Source organism: Sinorhizobium terangae, from assembly GCF_009601505.1.
Taxonomy (GTDB): Bacteria; Pseudomonadota; Alphaproteobacteria; order Rhizobiales; family Rhizobiaceae; genus Sinorhizobium; species Sinorhizobium terangae.
On the sequence record NZ_WITC01000017.1, the window covers coordinates 232,167 to 250,418 of the forward strand.

15 protein-coding genes are annotated in these 18,252 nt (G+C 64.0%); 5 read left to right on the plus strand and 10 right to left on the minus strand.

Annotation, left to right across the window (positions count from 1 at the left end; translation table 11 throughout):
* Nucleotides 1-314: 314 nt before the first annotated feature.
* Entirely contained in the window at nt 315-1,208 is an 894-nt protein-coding gene (locus tag GHK62_RS02905; protein WP_153436832.1) for a LysR family transcriptional regulator, read from the minus strand.
* Nucleotides 1,209-1,321: 113 nt separating this feature from the next.
* On the opposite strand from GHK62_RS02905, the gene hglS reads away from it, so the two are divergent.
* From hglS to GHK62_RS02925, 4 genes are all read left to right on the plus strand, one after another.
* Nucleotides 1,322-2,722, plus strand: coding sequence for a 2-oxoadipate dioxygenase/decarboxylase HglS (gene hglS, locus GHK62_RS02910; RefSeq protein ID WP_184108631.1), 1,401 nt, complete (start codon nt 1,322-1,324; stop codon nt 2,720-2,722).
* Nucleotides 2,723-2,737: 15 nt separating this feature from the next.
* Nucleotides 2,738-4,159 (plus strand): FAD-binding oxidoreductase, encoded by a 1,422-nt coding sequence (locus tag GHK62_RS02915; protein ID WP_153436834.1) that lies wholly within the window; start codon nt 2,738-2,740, stop codon nt 4,157-4,159.
* 85 nt (nt 4,160-4,244) lie between these two features.
* On the plus strand, nt 4,245-5,777 hold the full coding sequence (gene amaB / locus GHK62_RS02920) for an L-piperidine-6-carboxylate dehydrogenase (protein WP_153436835.1): 1,533 nt from the start codon (nt 4,245-4,247) through the stop codon (nt 5,775-5,777).
* 25 nt (nt 5,778-5,802) lie between these two features.
* Complete coding sequence (locus GHK62_RS02925) at nt 5,803-7,035, plus strand: pyridoxal phosphate-dependent aminotransferase (protein ID WP_153436836.1); 1,233 nt, start codon at nt 5,803-5,805, stop codon at nt 7,033-7,035.
* A gap of 185 nt (nt 7,036-7,220) precedes the next feature.
* Here GHK62_RS02925 and GHK62_RS02930 read toward each other — a convergent pair whose 3' ends face one another.
* Nucleotides 7,221-7,769 (minus strand): cupin domain-containing protein, encoded by a 549-nt coding sequence (locus GHK62_RS02930; protein ID WP_153436837.1) that lies wholly within the window; start codon nt 7,767-7,769, stop codon nt 7,221-7,223.
* 145 nt (nt 7,770-7,914) lie between these two features.
* Between GHK62_RS02930 and aptA the strand changes: the two genes are divergently transcribed.
* A complete protein-coding gene (gene aptA / locus GHK62_RS02935; RefSeq protein ID WP_153436838.1) occupies nt 7,915-9,252 on the plus strand; it encodes an omega-aminotransferase AptA in 1,338 nt (445 codons plus the stop codon).
* A gap of 227 nt (nt 9,253-9,479) precedes the next feature.
* Here aptA and GHK62_RS02940 read toward each other — a convergent pair whose 3' ends face one another.
* The 8 genes from GHK62_RS02940 to GHK62_RS02975 form a co-directional block, all read right to left on the minus strand.
* Entirely contained in the window at nt 9,480-10,751 is a 1,272-nt protein-coding gene (locus GHK62_RS02940) for a glycerate kinase type-2 family protein (protein WP_153436839.1), read from the minus strand.
* A gap of 4 nt (nt 10,752-10,755) precedes the next feature.
* Nucleotides 10,756-10,917, minus strand: coding sequence for a hypothetical protein (locus GHK62_RS02945; RefSeq protein ID WP_234886746.1), 162 nt, complete (start codon nt 10,915-10,917; stop codon nt 10,756-10,758).
* A gap of 110 nt (nt 10,918-11,027) precedes the next feature.
* Entirely contained in the window at nt 11,028-12,683 is a 1,656-nt protein-coding gene (locus GHK62_RS02950) for a GMC family oxidoreductase (protein WP_153436840.1), read from the minus strand.
* A gap of 217 nt (nt 12,684-12,900) precedes the next feature.
* The gene (locus GHK62_RS02955; RefSeq protein ID WP_153436841.1) at nt 12,901-13,674 is read right to left on the minus strand and encodes a 3-ketoacyl-ACP reductase; all 774 of its coding nucleotides are present in this window, start codon (nt 13,672-13,674) and stop codon (nt 12,901-12,903) included.
* The gene (locus tag GHK62_RS02960) at nt 13,671-15,179 is read right to left on the minus strand and encodes a GMC oxidoreductase (protein WP_153436842.1); all 1,509 of its coding nucleotides are present in this window, start codon (nt 15,177-15,179) and stop codon (nt 13,671-13,673) included. The genes GHK62_RS02955 and GHK62_RS02960 overlap by 4 nt, the downstream gene beginning before the upstream one ends.
* 2 nt (nt 15,180-15,181) lie before the next feature.
* Nucleotides 15,182-16,294, minus strand: coding sequence for an ABC transporter ATP-binding protein (locus GHK62_RS02965; protein WP_153436843.1), 1,113 nt, complete (start codon nt 16,292-16,294; stop codon nt 15,182-15,184).
* Nucleotides 16,295-16,298: 4 nt separating this feature from the next.
* The gene (locus GHK62_RS02970; RefSeq protein ID WP_153436844.1) at nt 16,299-17,180 is read right to left on the minus strand and encodes a carbohydrate ABC transporter permease; all 882 of its coding nucleotides are present in this window, start codon (nt 17,178-17,180) and stop codon (nt 16,299-16,301) included.
* Nucleotides 17,180-18,058, minus strand: a complete 879-nt coding sequence (locus GHK62_RS02975) for a carbohydrate ABC transporter permease (RefSeq protein ID WP_153436845.1) — start codon at nt 18,056-18,058, stop codon at nt 17,180-17,182. Before GHK62_RS02975 ends, GHK62_RS02970 begins: the two co-directional genes overlap by 1 nt.
* Between the last annotated feature and the right edge of the window lie 194 nt (nt 18,059-18,252).

The window sequence follows — 18,252 nt, forward strand, 5'->3', positions numbered from 1 at the left end:
CGGAAATGGGCGCCGCCTGGGACTTGGGCATTGGAGATCGCAAAGCCGACGGCACGTTGGATTTCACGGCCGCGTGATGCATGAAGATGGCATTTTTTAGCCACAGTGTCAGCAGCTTGCAAGGATTGCGAGCGCAGGTTCGGACGAATTGGGCAAGCCCGGAACGGGAGGAAGCGGACCATTGCACGCACTCCCGCCGGTTCGAAGAACGTTCCTGTCAAGTCAGCCCCTTCCTGGTGCGTTGCGGCATGGCGGCACGAAACGCTAAGCCGCCGGCGAAGATCCCGCTTCAGGCGGTCCACGTCGGGTCGAACTCAACCGACCTGTTCGGCAATCCATTCCCTGAAGGCGAGGCTGATCGGGTTTTCACGCTTGCCCTCCGGAATGGCGAGGTAGTAGCTGTTTTCGGTCTGCATCGGTCGATCGAGAACGATCCGCAGCGTGCCTGCGGCGAGTTCCTGTTCGATCAGATAGCGAGGCAAAAGGGCAAAACCGAGACCTGCGGTTGCCGCTTCGATGACCATCGAGAACTGGTCGAAACGGTTGCCGCGATAGGCACCATGTCCGTCCACCCCGTTTGTCTCGAACCAATGCGCCCAGAGCTTCGGACGCGTGGCGAGATGGAGGAGCGGACCGCCGCCGATATCCTCCGGCGCCTCGACCGGATTGGCGCTCAGGAGCGACGGGCTGGCAACCGGAACGATGACTTCGCTGCAGAGATAGCTGCAGGTTGCCCGCGCCCAGACCGGCTGGCCGTAGTGGATCGCCAGATCGAAATTCTGCTCATCGAAATCGAACGGCGCCGAGCGCGAGGCTATGTTGATGACGGTGCCCGGATGACGCCTCAGAAAATCGGGCAGGCGCGGCACCAGCCAGCGGCTGCCAAAGGTCGGCAGCGATGCGATGGAGAGGGTCGAGTCGGCGCGCGCCGACGCCATGGCGCGCACCATCAACTCCTCGGTCTGATGCAGCAGCCGCCGCACTTCCGGCAAGAACTTCTGCCCGGCATCGGAAAGGATGACCCGTTGGCGGACGCGTTCGAAGAGCAGGACGCCGAGTTGGGTTTCGAGGTCCTTGATCTGCCGGCTGACGGCGCTTTGGGTGAGGTTGAGCTCGGCCGCGGCCTGGGTGAAGCTGCCGTGGCGCGCGGCGCATTCGAAGGCCTGCAGCGTCGTCACGTCAGGAACCAGTCGTCGGCTTAACTTCATTCCAGCCTCGCATCAACATAGTCAGAAGCAGCGCGATCCAAGCCTGCGTCGTTCGGATATGATCAGAAATAAGAATGACCTTGTCCTTCACCCTTAGCGCGAGGCGAGCCACAGTGAAAGAAAATAGTTTCGTATCCGCCGACGAGATCCGCTCGGCCTTCTCCGCCGCCATGTCGGTCATGTACCGCGAAGAGGTGCCGGCCTATGGCACGCTCATGGAACTGGTGGCGAAGGTCAATGCCGATACGCTGGCGGCGGACGCGACTTTGAAGGACCGCCTGGAGGCAACCTGCTCGCTCGACCGCATCTCGGAGGAGCGCCATGGGGCGATTCGCCTCGGCACGCCGGCCGAACTTTCGATGATGCGCCGCGTATTCGCCGTCATGGGCATGTATCCGGTCGGCTATTACGACCTTTCGACCGCTGGCGTACCGGTCCATTCGACCGCGTTCCGGCCGGTCGGCGATGCCGCATTGAAGCGCAATCCCTTCCGCGTCTTCACCTCGCTTTTGAGGCTCGACCTTATCGCCAACGAGAGCCTGCGCGCCGAGGCGGAAGTGATTCTTCGCGAGCGCCGGATCTTCACCTCTGGCGCGATCGAGCTCACCGAAAAAGCCGAGCGCGACGGCGGGCTCGACGAGGCCGACGCCGAACGCTTCGTCGCGGAGGTGCTGGAGACCTTCCGCTGGCACGACAAGGCCAATGTCAGCACCGACATGTACAAGCGCCTGCACGACGCGCACCGGCTGATCGCCGACGTCGTTTCCTTCAAGGGACCGCACATCAACCATCTGACGCCGCGCACGCTCGACATCGACAAGGTCCAAGCGCTGATGCCCGAATATGGCATTGCCCCGAAGGCCGTCGTCGAAGGCCCGCCGACGCGCAAATGCGCGATCCTCCTTCGCCAGACGTCATTCAAGGCGCTGGGAGAACCCGTCTCCTTCCGTGACGGCGAGGGCGCGTGGAAAACCGGTTCGCATACGGCGCGTTTCGGCGAGATCGAACAGCGCGGCATCGCGCTGACGCCCAAGGGGCGCAGCCTCTACGACCGGCTGCTCGACGAATCGCGCAGGATCGTGCGGCCCGCCGCCGACGGCTCCAACGCGAAGCAATACGAAGCAGCCCTTGCCCAGGCCTTCGGGGCCTTCCCCGACAGCTGGGCGGAGATCCGTGAAGCGGGGCTTGGCTATTTCAGCTATTCTTTGACAGAAAAGGGCCGGCAGACGAAGCTCGCCGGACGCCGCGACATAGACGCGCTAGTCGCCGAAGGCCTCGTAGAGTTCGATCCAATCGTCTACGAGGACTTCCTTCCGGTCAGCGCCGCCGGTATCTTCCAGTCGAACCTCGGCGACGGCGCCCAGCAGGAGTTCGTCGCAAGTCCGAACCAGAAGCGCTTCGAGGCAGATCTGGGCGTCGCCGTCCTCAACGAGTTCGATCACTATGCCGGTATCGAACAGGCATCAATCGAAAGCTGCCTTCAGGCGCTCTCCGTCGCAATGGCAGCGGAATGACACAGCGACGATGAGATGATTGGAAAAGAGCATATCGACGCGCTGACGAAGATCCTTGGCGACAAGGGCGTCGTTGCGCGTGCGGAAGACATGCGAGCCTATGAGACCGGTGCGCGCTACGATGAGGGCCGCGCGGCTGCCGTTTTGCGCCCGGGGACAACGGCGGAGGTCTCGGCCGCGGTCGCCTATTGCGTCCGAAACGACCTCGCGCTCATCCCGCAGTCCGGCAATACCGGCGTCGTGTCGGGATCGACGCCGGACAACACCGGCACGGAGATCGTTCTTAGTCTAGACAGGCTGACCAGGCAGCTAGAGCTCGACAGAAACAATCGCTCTGTGCGTGTCGATGCCGGCTTTCGCCTCTCCGACCTCAATCGGCGGCTGGAGGAACACGACCTGTTCTTCCCGATCGACCTTGGTTCCGATCCGCGGCTTGGCGGCATGATTGCGACCAATACCGGCGGTTCGCGCTTCCTGAAGTACGGCGGCGTGCGCCGCAATACGCTGGGCCTGAAGGTGGTGCTCGCCGACGAGAACGGCACCGTTCTCGACCTCGATTGCGACCTGCGCAAGAACAACACCGGCATCGACTGGAAGCAGATCTTCATCGGAACCACCGGCGCCTTCGGCATCGTCACGGAATGCGTGCTGAACCTTGAGCGGGTGCCGAAACAGACGGCAACGGCTTTCCTCGTCCCGGCAAGCGGCGCTGATGTGCTGCACCTGCTAAACGCCATGGAAGAGCGGCTCGGCGCCTATCTTTCGGCCTTCGAAGGCATGTCGAAGAACGCGATCGCTGCGACCCTGGCACATGTGCCGTCGCTGAAGAATCCTTTCCAGGGCGGCAATGTCCCCGACTATGTGATCCTCGCCGAGATCTCCCGCACCTGGGCGCCGCGCGAGGGCGAACAATCGCTCGACGCCGTTCTCGAAAGCGTGCTCGCCGAAATCTGGGAATCGGAAGAGGCGCCGCTTGCCGACGCCTTCGTCGGTCCGCCGCACGAGATCTGGGCGCTTCGCCACGCGCTTCCCGAAGGTGTAAAGCATCTCGGCAAGCTGATCGCCTTCGACCTTTCGTTCCGCAGAGGTGATATCATGGCCTTCTGCGACCATATGAAGACCGAGATGCCGGAGAAGTTCCCAGGCGTCACCGTCTGCGATTTCGGCCATATCGGCGACGGCGGCGTGCATTTCAATCTCGTCGTGGCAAAGGATAGCCCGCTATTGGCTGAGGCGAGCTTCGAACAGCGATTGCGCGAATGGGTCTTCGCGGTGGCCGTCGAGCAATATGGCGGCAGCTTCAGTGCGGAGCATGCAATCGGCCGGCGTAACCAGGCTTTCTACGATTTCTACACGCCGGAGAAACTGAAGGAGATGGCCCGCGGCCTGAAAACACTTACATCGCCGGGAAAGCTCGGCAGCGTACGTTTTGGTTAAGCCCTTGGGGTGAGGAAAGTGTGAAGCGGTTTTCCGCCCGCATCCCGCGCAACCAATAAATGAGACAAAACGGGAGTCAGTTGAGATGAACATTGCAACCAAGAAAGTCGACGTCGCCAAAGAGGCCGCTGCCCTCCTCGACAAGATGGGCGTCGCCCGCGAACTCTATGTGAGCGGCGAAATGCCGTCCTACAGCCCGGTCACCGGCGAACAGATCGCCAGCCTCAAGATCGTTTCGGCCGCCGAAGCCGCGGCCCGGATCGAACGGGCCAACGAAGCCTTCCGCGCCTGGCGACTCGTGCCGGCGCCGAAGCGCGGCGAGCTCGTCCGTCTGCTCGGCGAGGAGCTGCGCACCTTCAAGGCCGACCTCGGCCGTCTGGTCTCGCTCGAAGCCGGCAAGATCCCGTCGGAGGGCCTTGGCGAGGTGCAGGAGATGATCGACATCTGCGATTTCGCCGTCGGCCTCTCCCGGCAGCTCTATGGTCTCACGATCGCCACCGAACGCCCGGGCCACCGCATGATGGAAACCTGGCATCCGCTCGGCGTCGTCGGCATCATCTCCGCCTTCAACTTCCCGGTCGCCGTCTGGTCGTGGAACGCGGCACTGGCGCTCGTCTGCGGCAACGCCGTCGTCTGGAAGCCGTCCGAAAAGACGCCGCTCACCGCGCTTGCATCGCAGGCGATCCTTGAGCGTGCCCTCGCCCGCTTCGGCGATGCGCCGGAAGGTCTATCGCAAGTGCTGATCGGCGACCGCACGGTCGGCGAAGTGCTCGTCGATCACCCGAAGGTGCCGCTCGTCTCGGCCACCGGTTCGACCCGCATGGGCCGCGAAGTCGGCCCGCGTCTTGCGAAGCGCTTCGCCCGTGCCATCCTCGAACTCGGCGGCAACAATGCCGGCATCGTCTGCGCGTCGGCCGATCTCGACATGGCGCTCCGCGCCATCGCCTTCGGCGCCATGGGCACTGCCGGCCAGCGCTGCACGACGCTGCGCCGCCTCTTCGTCCATGAAAGCGTCTACGATCAGCTCGTCCCGCGCCTGAAGAAGGCCTACACGTCGGTGTCCGTCGGCAACCCGCTGGAATCGACAGCGCTTGTCGGTCCGCTCGTCGACAAGGCCGCCTTCGACAATATGCAGAAGGCGATTGCCGACGCGAAGGCCCATGGCGGTGCCGTCACCGGCGGCGAGCGCGTCGAACTCGGGCATGAGCACGGCTACTACGTGAAGCCGGCGCTCGTCGAAATGCCGAAGCAGGAGGGCCCGGTTCTCGAAGAGACCTTCGCGCCGATCCTCTATGTCATGAAGTACAGCGACTTCGACGCCGCACTCGCCGACCACAATGCGGTCGCGGCCGGCCTTTCGTCGTCGATCTTCACCCGCGACATGCAGGAATCGGAACGCTTCCTCGCGGCCGACGGCTCTGACTGCGGCATCGCCAACGTCAACATCGGCACCTCCGGCGCGGAAATCGGCGGCGCCTTCGGTGGCGAGAAGGAAACCGGCGGCGGCCGTGAATCGGGCTCCGATGCCTGGAAGGCCTACATGCGCCGGGCCACCAACACGATCAACTATTCGAAGGCTTTGCCGCTGGCGCAGGGCGTTTCGTTCGACATCGAATAATTCGCGGCTTCGAATAGGATCGATCATGACCATCAATGCAACGGTGAAGGAGGCGGGCTTTCTGCCCGCCTCGCGGATCGCCTCGATCGGCGTTTCCGAAATCCTGAAGATCGGCGCTCGCGCCAACGCCATGAAGCGCGAAGGCAAGCCGGTGATCATCCTCGGCGCCGGCGAGCCGGACTTCGACACGCCGGACCATGTCAAGCAAGCGGCATGGGACGCGATCCAGCGCGGCGAGACGAAATATACGGCGCTCGATGGCACGCCGGAGTTGAAGAAGGCGATCCGCGAAAAGTTCCAGCGCGAGAACGGTCTCGCCTACGAGACGGACGAGATCACGGTCGCCACCGGCGCCAAGCAGATTCTCTTCAACGCCATGATGGCGTCGATCAATCCCGGCGACGAGGTGATCATCCCGACGCCCTACTGGACCTCCTATTCGGACATCGTCCAGATCTGCGAAGGCAATCCGGTGCTGATCGCTTGCGATGCATCTTCCGGCTTCCGACTCACCGCCGACAAGCTCGAAGCGGCGATCACGCCGAAGACGCGCTGGGTGTTGCTCAACTCACCCTCGAACCCGTCTGGCGCCGCCTACAGCGCGGCCGATTACCGGCCGTTGCTCGAAGTGCTTCTCAGGCATCCGCATGTCTGGCTGCTCGTCGATGACATGTACGAGCACATCGCCTATGACGGCTTCCGCTTCGTGACTCCGGCCCAGCTCGAGCCTCGGCTGAAGGACCGTACGCTCACCGTCAACGGCGTATCGAAGGCCTATGCCATGACCGGCTGGCGGATCGGCTATGCCGGCGGCCCGCGCGAGCTCATCAAGGCGATGGCCGTCGTCCAGAGCCAGGCGACCTCCTGCCCGTCCTCGGTCAGCCAGGCGGCCTCTGTTGCGGCGCTGAACGGCCCCCAGGATTTCCTCAAGGAACGCACCGCAAGCTTTCAGCGCCGCCGCGATCTCGTGGTCAGCGGCTTGAACGCCATCGAAGGTCTCGATTGCCGCGTCCCGGACGGCGCCTTCTATACCTTCTCCGGCTGCGCAGGCATGCTCGGCAAGGTGACGCCATCGGGCAAGACGATCGAAACCGATACGGACTTCTGCTCCTACCTGCTCGACGACGCCCACGTCGCCGTCGTCCCGGGCTCGGCCTTCGGCCTTTCGCCCTTCTTCCGCATCTCCTATGCGACGTCGGAAGCGGAGCTGAAGGAAGCGCTCACCCGCATCGCCGCCGCCTGCGCGCGGCTGTCGTGAGAGTAGTAACAAACGGGCGTAGTCTGCCCCTCACCCTAGCCCTCTCCCCGCGTGCGGGGGGACTTCGGCGGCGCGGCATACACCTTCTCCCCGCCTGCGGGGAGAAGGTCGCGGCAGCGGGATGAGGGGCCTTCCCGAGCTTTACCGAACACCACGTGCAGCCCGCCCCGCAACACTGCCCTACCTCAAAACGTCGGCGGCGTGCAGGCGCTGATCACCTTGCACGGCACCGGCCCGACGCAGCGAAAACGATGCGGTCGGCGGCTTTCGAAATAATAGGCGTCGCCCGGCCCGAGGACGCGCCGCTCGTCATCGACGGTGACCTCCAGCCGCCCGGAGAGCACGATACCGCCCTCCTCGCCCTCGTGCACCAGGGGCACCTTGCCGGTGTCCGCCCCCGGCTGATAGCACTCCTTCAATATCTGCAGGCTACGGCCGAAAAGATTGTCGCCAACCTGGCGATAGGAGATCGGCCCCTTGCCGATCTCGACCAGCTCCTCCGCCGCATAGAAGGCCTTGCGCGGCTTTTCCGGCTCGAAGGAAAAGAACTCCGCAAGCCCGATCGGAATACCGTCGAGAATGCGCTTCAAGGCGCCAACCGACGGGTTCGAGGCATTCGATTCGATTAGCGAGATGGTGGAGTTGGTGACGCCCGCCCTCTTGGCAAGCTCGCGCTGGGAGAGATTGTGCATCAGCCGCACATGGCGCAGGCGTTTGCCGATATCGACACTCATCGCAGGTTCCGTGTTGACGTTGTTTGAAATATCGAAACTCTAGCAAGTCGCCTCCATAAAATACAGTGGCTTAGCCAAACGAAGAAAAGGACTTGTTCGGCAATCCAAATCATGGCGTCAATCGTGAATTCGACAGGAGGATGCCATGGACGCCCACAACAAGCCCAACGCCCCGGTGCTCGACAGCTACTGGATGCCCTTTACTGCCAACCGCCAGTTCAAGGCCGCGCCCCGACTGCTCGCCTCGGCCGAGGGCATGCACTATACCAGCATCGACGGCCGGACGATCCTTGACGGCACCGCCGGCCTCTGGTGCGTCAATGCCGGCCATGGCCGCCGGCAGATCGCTGCCGCGGTCGAGCGGCAGCTTTCGACCATGGACTTCGCCCCCTCCTTCCAGATGGGCCATCCGATCGCCTTCGATTTTGCCGAACGGCTCGCTGAAATCGCGCCCGGCCCCGCTGGCGCCAAGCTCGACCGCGTGTTCTTCACCGGCTCCGGTTCAGAATCCGTCGACACCGCGCTGAAGATCGCGCTCGCCTACCAGCGCTCGATCGGCCAGGGCACGCGCACACGGCTGATCGGCCGCGAGCGCGGTTATCACGGTGTCGGCTTCGGCGGCATCTCCGTCGGCGGCATCGTCAACAATCGCCGCGTCTTCCCGCAACTCCCGGGCTCTGACCATCTGCGCCATACCCATGACCCAGCGAAAAACGCTTTCGTCAAGGGCCAGCCAGAACATGGCGCCGAGCTTGCCGACGACCTCGAAAGGCTCGTCGCACTGCACGGCGCCGAAACCATCGCCGCCTGCATCGTCGAACCGGTTGCCGGCTCAACCGGCGTGCTGATCCCGCCGAAGGGCTATCTCGAACGGCTGCGCGCTATCTGCGACAAGCACGGCATCCTCCTGATCTTCGACGAGGTGATCACCGGCTTCGGCCGCCTCGGCGCCGCCTTCGCAACCGACTATTTCGGCGTCACCCCAGATCTCGTCACCACGGCCAAGGGTCTCACCAACGGCGCCATCCCGATGGGCGCGGTCTTTGCGAGCCGCAAGGTGCACGATGCGCTGATGCACGGTCCGGAAGGCCAGATCGAGCTTTTCCACGGCTACACCTATTCCGGCCACCCGGCCGCCTGCGCCGCCGGCATCGCTACGCTCGACATCTATCGCGACGAGGGCCTGATGACCCGCGCTGCCGAGCTGCAGGAGGACTGGCACGAGGCGATGCATTCGCTGAAGGGCCTGCCACATGTCATCGACATCCGCACCATCGGCCTCATTGCCGGCATCGAGCTGCAATCGCGCGACGGCGCCCCCGGCGCCCGTGCCTACGAGGTCTTCGTCGATTGCTTCGAAAGGGGGCTCCTTATCCGCGTCACCGGCGACATCATCGCCTTCTCGCCGCCGCTGATCGTCGAAAAGAAGCATTTCGGTGAGATCGTCTCGATGCTCGCGGACGCATTGAAGCGGGTGAAGTAAGGGTACTGACGCGTGAGATAAGGCCCCTCCCCAACCCCTCCCCACAGGTGGGAGGGGCTTTGGCGCCTGCAGTACCCAACTGCCATTCCCCAGGCTTCGAGTCTCTCGTAACGATCAAGAGAGGTGGGGAACAGTGCGGCAAGTTAAGCCCCTCCCGCCTGTGGGGAGGGGTTGGGGAGGGGCATTCACGCACCGTCCCAGCATGGCAATCCGCTTTGCCGAACGACTCAGCGGATCAATATGGCCCGAAAATCATTGACGTTCGTCCCGGTCGGGCCGGGCACGAAAAGGTCGCCACTCATCGCAAAGGCCGACCAGGCATCGTGGCGGGCGAGATGGCCGCGCGGATCGGCGCCGGCCGCCCGCATGCGGGCGACACTCGCGCCGTCGGCAAAGGCGCCGGCATTGTCCTCCGAGCCGTCGATGCCGTCGGTATCGGCGGCAAGCGCATCGATGCCGCCAACGCCATCGATGTCGAGCGCCAACGAGAGCAGAAACTCGCTGTTGCGCCCACCCTTGCCGTAGTTGTTGCCGGAAATCGTCACCGTCGTCTCGCCGCCGGAAAGCAGCACGACAGGCTTTTCGAAGGGTCGATCTCGCATTGCAACCTCGCGGGCGAGCGCCGCATGCATGCGGCCGATGTCGCGCGCCTCGCCCTCGATCGCATCCGAGAGGATCATGGCGTCGATGCCGAATTCTCGTGCGCGGGCCGCCGCCGCCTCCAGGGAAACGCTCGCGGAGGCGATCACATGGACCTCGTTGCCGGCAAAGGCGGGTTCGCCCGGGCCGGGGGCTCGCGCGGCATCGGACGCGAGATGCGCCATCACGCGCTCGGGCAAGGCCATGCTGTAGCGGGCGACGATCTCGCGCGCCTCCTCAAGGCTCGACCGATCCGGCACGGTCGGGCCCGAGGCAACGAAGGCGGGGTTGTCACCCGGAACATCCGAGACGACGAGGCTCACGACGCGCGCCGGCGCGGCGGCAAGCGCTAGCCGCCCGCCCTTGATCCGCGAGACATGCTTGCGGACCACGTTCATCGCCGAGATCGGCGCGCCGGAGGCGAGCAGCGCACGGTTGACGCCAATCTCGTCTTCGAGCGTCAGCCCCGTGGGTGGCGCGGGCAACAGCGCCGAGCCGCCACCGGAGACGAGCGCGATCATCAGATCGTCCGCCGTGAGTCCCTCGACCAGCTTGAGAAGCGCGGAGGATGCCGCAAGCCCGGCCTCGTCCGGCACCGGATGGGCCGATTGCAACACCTTGATGCGCTCGCATTTCTCGACCGGCCCGTGCCGGGCGACGACGGCGCCCGTCAGCGGCGCGTCCCAGAGCCGCTCGAAGGCGGCGGCCATCTGGCTTGCCGCCTTGCCGGCGCCGATGACGATCGTGCGCCCCTTCGGCCTCTCGGGCAAATGCGCGCGGATGGCGGCGTAAGGATCGGCCGCCACCACGGCAGCCTCGAAGAGGGAGATCAGGAAGGAGCGCGGCTCGATCGGTGCCATGGAATCAGTCCGGGATTTCGAGATCGTAGACGAAGACACCTTGGACGCCGCCTTGCGCCGCCGCAACGATTTTTGCGCCGGTCTTTTGATGTTCTGCGTCGTCGAGATAGGCGTCATGCACCTCTACGAGGCGCTGGCGAGTTCGACGGCAGCGATTGCCCCTCACCCTAACCCTCTCCCCGCCTGCGGGGAGAAGGTCGCGGCAGCGGGATGAGGGGCCAAATCCGGAGCTCCCGGCGAGGAAGACGCAATCGCGGATCATCGCACCCACCTCCTTCAGCGAACCTCGGCCCGCGCCCGCGGGCGCATGTCGTTGCGCTCATGCTGGAAGATCGCAGGCGGCAGCGGCGGCAGGCCGCGGATGATATCCGCCCCCTTCTCGCCCATCATGATCGTCGGCCCGTTGGTGTTGCAGGAGGGCACGCGCGGCATCACCGAACTGTCGCAGACCCGCAAGCCGTCGAGCCCGCGCACCTTGAGCTCCAGATCGACCACAGCCATGGCGTCCGTGCCCATCTTGCAGGTGCCGACGGGGTGGTGGTCGGTCTTGGCGTTGGTGCAGCCATATTCGAAGAGCTGCTCTTCCGTCCGGATATCGTTACCCGGCAAACGTTCGGCGAGCACATAGGACTTGAGCGCCGGCTGCTGCATGATTTCGCGGGCGATCCTGAGACCTTCGAGCGACATCTTGCGGTCGTGCGGATCCTCCCAATAGTTCGGATCGATGAGCGGCGCCGCCGCCGGATCGGAGGAGGAAAGCCGGACAGTGCCGCGCGAGCGCGGATGCAGATAGGCGGAGTTCAGCGTCACCCCTGCATTCTTGAGGCGCGCGACGCCCGCCTCGATGCCGGAGCCGAGACCGAGATGGAACTGGATGTCGGGCGAGCGCGCATCCGGATCGGCATACCAGAAGCCGCCGGTCTCGAAGAGCGAGGAGGCGACGGGACCGGTGCGGAAGAGCACATATTGCAGGCCCGCCCAGAACGTGCGGTGCAGCTTGGCGACATTGTCATAGGTGTGGTCGCCGGTGCACTCGGAAATAACGAAGAGATCAAGGTGGTCCTGCAGGTTGCCGCCGACGCCGGGGAGATCGTGGCGGACGGCGACGCCGACCGCGCGCAGATGGTCAGCCGGCCCGATGCCGGATTGCAGGAGCAGCTTCGGCGAGCCGATTGCGCCAGAAGCGACGAGCACCTCGCGGTCCGCCCGGATCGTTTCGCTCCCCTTGGCCGTCACCACCTCGACGCCGACCGCTCGGCTACCCTCAAGCACGATTCGGGCGACACGGGCGCCGGTGCGCACCGTGAGGTTTTTTCGATCCTTGATCGGCGAGAGATAGGCAAGCGAGGCGGACGAGCGGCGGCGGTTGCGTTGCGTCAGCTGATAAAAGCCGACACCCGCCTGCTGTTTCCCGTTGAAATCGTGATTGTAGGGAATGCCAAGTTCCTGGCCAGCGCGGATATAGGCGTCGCAGATCGGCAGCGCCGAGACCGGCATCGAAACGCCGAGCGGCCCGCCATAGGAATGATAATCGTCGGCAAAGCGCTGGTTGTCCTCGGCGCGCTTGAAATAGGGCAACACGCTCCGATAGTCCCAGCCGGTGCAGCCGTCTTCGCGCGCCCAGAGATCGTAATCGACGGCGTTGCCGCGGGTATAGAGCTGTGCATTGATCGAAGAGCCGCCGCCGATCACCTTCGCCTGCGTATAGCGCAGCACCCTGCCCTTCATGTGCTTCTGCGGCACCGTATGCCAGCCCCAGCTTGCGACGCCCTTTGTCATCTTGGCGAAGCCAGCGGGCATGTGGAACAGCGGGTTCCAGTCGCCGCCACCGGCTTCGAGCAGCAGCACCTTGACCGTCGGGTCCTCGCTCAATCGGTTGGCAAGAACGCATCCGGCCGGGCCGGCGCCAGTGATGATGTAGTCGTAGGCCATTCACATCGTCCTCAAGGTTCGCGCCTTGGCGCGATCATTAGTTCATTGCCTCTTTGCCGATTGGCCGCCCCTCATCCGGCTGCCGCCACCTTCTCCCCGCAGGCGGGGAGAAGGGACTCGCGGCCCCTCACAGCGATCGCATCTCGCCGGGCACGTCCCCTCTCCCCACCTGCGGGGAGAGGGTTAGGGTTGAGGGGCAGCGCCCCACGCGACGACCTCACAACCGGCTGATCGACAGTCCTCCATCGGCCTGGATGACCGACCCCGTGGCGAAACCGAACTGCCCGCCGGCAAGCCCGGCGACGATCTTGCCGATGTCGTCCGGCTCTCCCCATCGCCGCATAGGCACCAGCCCGTCCGCAATCAGCGCGTCGTATTTGCCGGAAACGCTCGCGGTCATGTCCGAGCGAATGATGCCGGGCCGAACTTCGAAGACCGAGATACCGGTCTCGGCGAGCCTCAACGCCAGTCCCTGGCTGAAGGCCGCGAGCCCCGCCTTGCTCATGCAATAGTCGAGCCGCTCCGGCGATGTCATCGCCGCGGAGACCGAGGTGATGTTGATGATCGAGCGGGGCGCAATGGGCTGCGTGGCCAGCATCGCCTTCAGGACCGCCTGGGTGAAGAAAACCGTGCCGCGCAGGTTGATGCCGACGATCGTGTCGAAATTCTCAGGCTCCAGGTCGAGGAAATCGCCGCGCACGACGGACGCGATCCCGGCATTGTTGACGAGGCAATCGATGCTGCCGAACGCCTCCATGACCGAGTCCACGGTCGCCTGGTGGGTGGCGAGGTCGGCAAGATCCGCCTGAAGAAAGATCGCGCGGGCACCGAGAGTACGGAGCGCGGCGAGTACGGGTGCTACACCATCGGCATCACCGATGCCCGTGATGGCGATGTCGAAACCGCCTGCCGCGAGCGCGCGAGCGATGCCACGCCCAATGCCGCGCCGGCCGCCGGTGACAACCGCAACGGGACGTGCCTTGTCCGTCATGACCGAAGATCCTCTTTAGCAATGTGATCCGCGACGCGCAGCGCCTGCGCCGCCACGGTTAGCGCCGGGTTTACCGCAGCTGAGGTCGGCAGGAAGCCGGCATCGACGACGAAAAGGTTCGGATGATCGAACGCCCGGCAATAGACATCGAGCGGCGCCTCATTCGGGTCCTTGCCGATCCTGACCGTGCCGCACTGATGCGACGGCGTGCGCTTGTCGAAGGCCCGCGCCAGCACGACCGGAAAGCCTGCCTGCCGCAACACCTTCTTCAGCTTGCTGACCAGGTTGAGATGGGCTTGCCAGTTCGTTCGCACCCATTGGAGCACGACGCGGTCGCCATCGACCATGATGCGGCTTTCGGGCGACGGCAGGTCTTCGCTCATGGCGTAGAAGTCGATGGCGTGGCCCGACACCTGGTTCAGGAGCCACTCCGGCATTGATGGCATGTTCGCCTTCAGGATCGCGCCCGACACGCGCCCAAGGAGCTGGATATTGCCGAGCGGCGGTCCGCCCTCTCCGTCCGAGAGATAAAAATCGTTGAGGCCGAAGGTCTTCTGGTAGACCGAGTCGTTGCGATACCAGGGGCTGAGCGCGATGACCGCGCTTGAATTGTGGTTCATGAAGTTGCGGCCAACCTGATCGGAGCGGTTCGCAAGCCCCGTCGGGTTGCGACTATCCGCAGAGCGCAACAGCAGCACGGCCGACTGCACCGCCCCGGCGGAAAGTATGACGAGCCGTGGCGACACGGCTCGCTCCACGCCATCCTGGACGTAGTAGACGGTCTCGATGGTCTTGCCGTCCGGCGCCGTCGCCAGCCGGGTAACACGCGAACCGATCTGCAACTTGACATTCGGGTATTCCAGCGCCGTCGTCAGCGCCGCGGTCTCGGCATCCATCTTGCCGTCAAAGCTGTTCGGATGCGCGTCCCAGGGCGTCTTCGCTTTGGCGAGCCAGCGTTCGATGTCGATGCCGAGCGGCAGCGAATAGGGATGCAGGCCGTTTCGCCACAGACGCTTGCGGACGCTAGCGATCGGCGGCTCGTCCGCAACGGGGCCGTAGCTGTAGGTGTTTGAGTGGTAAGGCTCGGTCGGGTCTTCGCCGAGGACGCCGCGCACCTGATAGAGCGCCTCCGCCTTGGAATACCACGGCTCCAGCTCTTCGTACGGAAACGGCCACGCGGGGGAGACGCCGTCGAGATGCTGCATCTCCTCGAAATCCTCACGGCGGTAACGGGTGAGCACAGCGCCGTAGAATTTCGAGTTGCCCCCGACATTGTAGTAGTTGCCCGGGTTGAAGCCGAGGCCGCCCGCCTCGTACCAGGTCTCTTTCGGCCGGAAATGCCCGCGCTGGAAGATCGCCCGCTGATCCCGGTTTTCCGGACGGTCCTCGATGTGAACGCCCGCCTCGAGGATCAGGATCTCGGCGCCCGACGGGGCAAGGCCCGCCGCGACGGTCGCGCCGCCGATTCCAGATCCGACGATGACGATATCCGGTTGGCCTGCCATGCTCATGCGATCCGCATCTCACTCTGCGGGTCGAAGAACACCGCCTTGTCGAGGTTGAAGGCGAGCCGCGACGTTTGACCCGGCGCGATACGCGCATCGGCGCGCAGCCGCGCGACGATCTCCTTGCCGCCGAGACGAGTGACCGCAAAGGTGTCGGAGCCGGCCGGCTCTACCACTTCGATCAGGCAGTCGCCCTCGGCGATGAACTTCGCATTGCGGTCGGCGCCGTCCGGATCGGTCAGGGCTTCCGGACGAATGCCGAACACCACGTCCTTGCCGGCATAGGCCGAAAGCGCGCCATTATGGGGCACCGCGAGCTTCAGGGGCTCGCTGTTCGGCCGCTCCAAAGTCACCGCGACGTTCGCTCCTGCCGCCTCGATCCGGGCCTTCAGCAGGTTCATCGCCGGCGATCCCATGAAGTCCGCGACAAACATGTTGGCGGGGTTGTTGTAGATTTCGGACGGCGTTCCGAACTGCTGCAGCACGCCGTCGCGCAGGACGGCGATCTTCGTGGCGAGTGTCATCGCCTCGATCTGATCATGCGTCACGTAGACGATCGTCGTCTTCATGCGGTTGTGCAGGCGCTTGATCTCGGTACGCATGTCGACGCGGAGCTTCGCGTCGAGGTTCGACAGCGGCTCGTCGAAGAGGAAGACCTGCGGATTGCGCACCAGCGCGCGGCCCATGGCAACGCGCTGGCGCTGGCCGCCCGAGAGCTGGCTCGGTTTGCGGTCGAGCAGGTGGCCGATCTGCAGCATGTCGGCAACCTGCTTGATCGCCTTCTCGCGCTCCTCCTTCGGCACGCCGCGGATCTCCATGCCGAAGGCGATGTTTCCGGCAACCGTCATGTTCGGATAGAGCGCGTAGGACTGGAACACCATGGCGATGTCGCGCTTCGATGGGTGCAGCCCCGAGACCGACCGGCCGTTGATGGCGATGTCGCCCGCGGTAATCGGTTCCAGACCCGCGATCGTGTTCAGGAGGGTCGACTTGCCGCAGCCAGACGGGCCGACGAGCACGAGAAACCCGCCCCTTTCGATCTCGATATTGATGTCCTTGAGAATCTCCAGTGAGCCGTAGGACTTGCGCAGGTTGCTGATTTTCAAGAATGACATGAGCTTATCCTTTCACGGCACCGGACATCAGCCCGCGAACGAAGTAGCGGCCGGACACGATGTAGACGATGAGCGTTGGCAGGGCGGCGAGAATCGCGCCCGCGAAGTGAACGTTGTATTCCTTGACGCCTGTCGACGAGCTCACGAGGTTGTTGAGCGCGACCGTCATCGGCGTCGAGAACGGACCCGAGAACGAGGCGCCGAACAGGAAGTCGTTCCAGATATTGGTGAACTGCCAGATGACCGACACGACGATGATCGGACCGGAGGACGGCAGCATGATCCGCCGGAAGATCTGGAAGAAGCCGGCGCCGTCGATCTGCGCTGCGCGCACCAGTTCGGTCGGGAAGGCCTCGTAGTAGTTGCGGAAATAGAGCGTCGTGAAGCCGATGCCATAGACCACATGCACGAGGATCAGTCCCCAGATCGACCCTGCGAGGCCGAGGACGCCGAGGATGCGCGCCATCGGGATCAGCACGATCTGGAACGGGATGAAGCAGGAGAGCAGCAGCATGCCGAAGAAGATGTTGGCACCCGGGAAGCGCCATTTTGTCAGGACGTAACCGTTGAGCGCACCGACGATCGTCGAGATCGCGACGGCCGGAACCACCATCAGGATCGAGTTGATGAAGAAGGGGCGAAGGCCCGTCGGCTGGACGCCGATCTGCGCCGTCGACCAGGCCGAAAGCCAGGGCTCGACCGTCCAGGTCTGCGGCAGGTTCAGCATGCCGCCCTGGCGGATCTCGTCGAGCGGCTTCAGGGAATTCACCACCATCACGTAGAGCGGCAGCAGAGAATAGAGCGCGAAGACGATGAGCGCTGTGTAGATCAACGCCCGTGTGAGACGGTTGTGCGAGATGACATTGTCTGGGCTGGGGGCGCGCATCAGCGTTTTCCTCCCCGGATTTCGGAATAGAGGTAAGGAATGATGATCGAGAAGATCATGACCAGCATGATGATCGCCGAGGATGCGCCGATGCCCATCTGGTTGCGGGTAAACGTGTAGGAATACATGAAGGTCGCCGGTAGCTCGGTCGCCTGTCCCGGCCCGCCGCCCGTCAGCGCGACGATCAGGTCATAGGCCTTGATCGCGAGATGCGCGAGAACGACGAAGGCTGAGAGGAAGACGGGCCGCATCAGGGGAATGATGATCCGGCGATAGATGGTCATGGTCGCAGCCCCATCGATCTGCGCCGCCTTGATGATCTCATTGTCGACGCCGCGGAGGCCAGCGAGGAACATCGCCATGATGAAGCCGGTCGATTGCCAGACCGCGGCGATGACGACGCAGTAGATCGCGTAGTTGCGGTCCTTGATCCAGTTGAAGGAAAAGCTCTCCCAGCCCCAGAGATGCATCGTGTTCTCAAGCCCGATGCCGGGATCGAGGAACCATTTCCAGGCCGTTCCCGTGACGATGAAGGAAAGCGCCATCGGATAGAGGTAGATCGGCCGAAGAAACCCTTCCGCCCTGATCTTCTGGTCGAGCAGGATGGCGAGCGCGAGGCCGAGCACCGAGCAGATGACGATGTAGAGCGACGCGAAGATCGCCAGGTTGCTGACCGCCCGCCACCAGTGCGGCAGCGCCCAGAGCCGGCTGTAATTCAACAGGCCGACGAAATTGTAGGACGGCAGCATCTTGCTGTCCGTCATCGACAGGAAACCGGTATAGGCTATGAAGCCATAGACGAACACCAGGACGATGAGAAAGCTGGGGGCGAGCACGAGCTTGGGCAAAAGCTCCTGCAGCCGGGTGCGGCTATCCATGTTTGTTACCACCGTATCGTTTCGTTCGTGCTGCGGATCTGTCCCTCACCCTAGCGCTCTCCTCGCCAGCGGGGAGAGGGGACGAAGGTGCCGCAGCTTGCCTCCGATCCCAAAGGGACAGGGAACGCTAGAGCTCGCCGCCTAGTCCCTTCTCCCCGCGAGCGGGGAGAAGGTGCCGGCAGGCGGATGAGGGG

Coding starts and splice junctions, on each gene's coding strand:
- GHK62_RS02925 (WP_153436836.1), top strand. CDS start 5,803: ATGACCATCAATGCAACGGTGAAGGAGGCGGGCTTTCTGCCCGCCTCG.
- GHK62_RS02955 (WP_153436841.1), bottom strand. CDS start 13,674: ATGACGGACAAGGCACGTCCCGTTGCGGTTGTCACCGGCGGCCGGCGC.
- GHK62_RS02960 (WP_153436842.1), bottom strand. CDS start 15,179: ATGGCAGGCCAACCGGATATCGTCATCGTCGGATCTGGAATCGGCGGC.
- GHK62_RS02915 (WP_153436834.1), top strand. CDS start 2,738: ATGATTGGAAAAGAGCATATCGACGCGCTGACGAAGATCCTTGGCGAC.
- GHK62_RS02930 (WP_153436837.1), bottom strand. CDS start 7,769: ATGAGTGTCGATATCGGCAAACGCCTGCGCCATGTGCGGCTGATGCAC.
- amaB (WP_153436835.1), top strand. CDS start 4,245: ATGAACATTGCAACCAAGAAAGTCGACGTCGCCAAAGAGGCCGCTGCC.
- GHK62_RS02950 (WP_153436840.1), bottom strand. CDS start 12,683: ATGGCCTACGACTACATCATCACTGGCGCCGGCCCGGCCGGATGCGTT.
- GHK62_RS02905 (WP_153436832.1), bottom strand. CDS start 1,208: ATGAAGTTAAGCCGACGACTGGTTCCTGACGTGACGACGCTGCAGGCC.
- GHK62_RS02975 (WP_153436845.1), bottom strand. CDS start 18,058: ATGGATAGCCGCACCCGGCTGCAGGAGCTTTTGCCCAAGCTCGTGCTC.
- aptA (WP_153436838.1), top strand. CDS start 7,915: ATGGACGCCCACAACAAGCCCAACGCCCCGGTGCTCGACAGCTACTGG.
- GHK62_RS02965 (WP_153436843.1), bottom strand. CDS start 16,294: ATGTCATTCTTGAAAATCAGCAACCTGCGCAAGTCCTACGGCTCACTG.
- GHK62_RS02940 (WP_153436839.1), bottom strand. CDS start 10,751: ATGGCACCGATCGAGCCGCGCTCCTTCCTGATCTCCCTCTTCGAGGCT.
- GHK62_RS02970 (WP_153436844.1), bottom strand. CDS start 17,180: ATGCGCGCCCCCAGCCCAGACAATGTCATCTCGCACAACCGTCTCACA.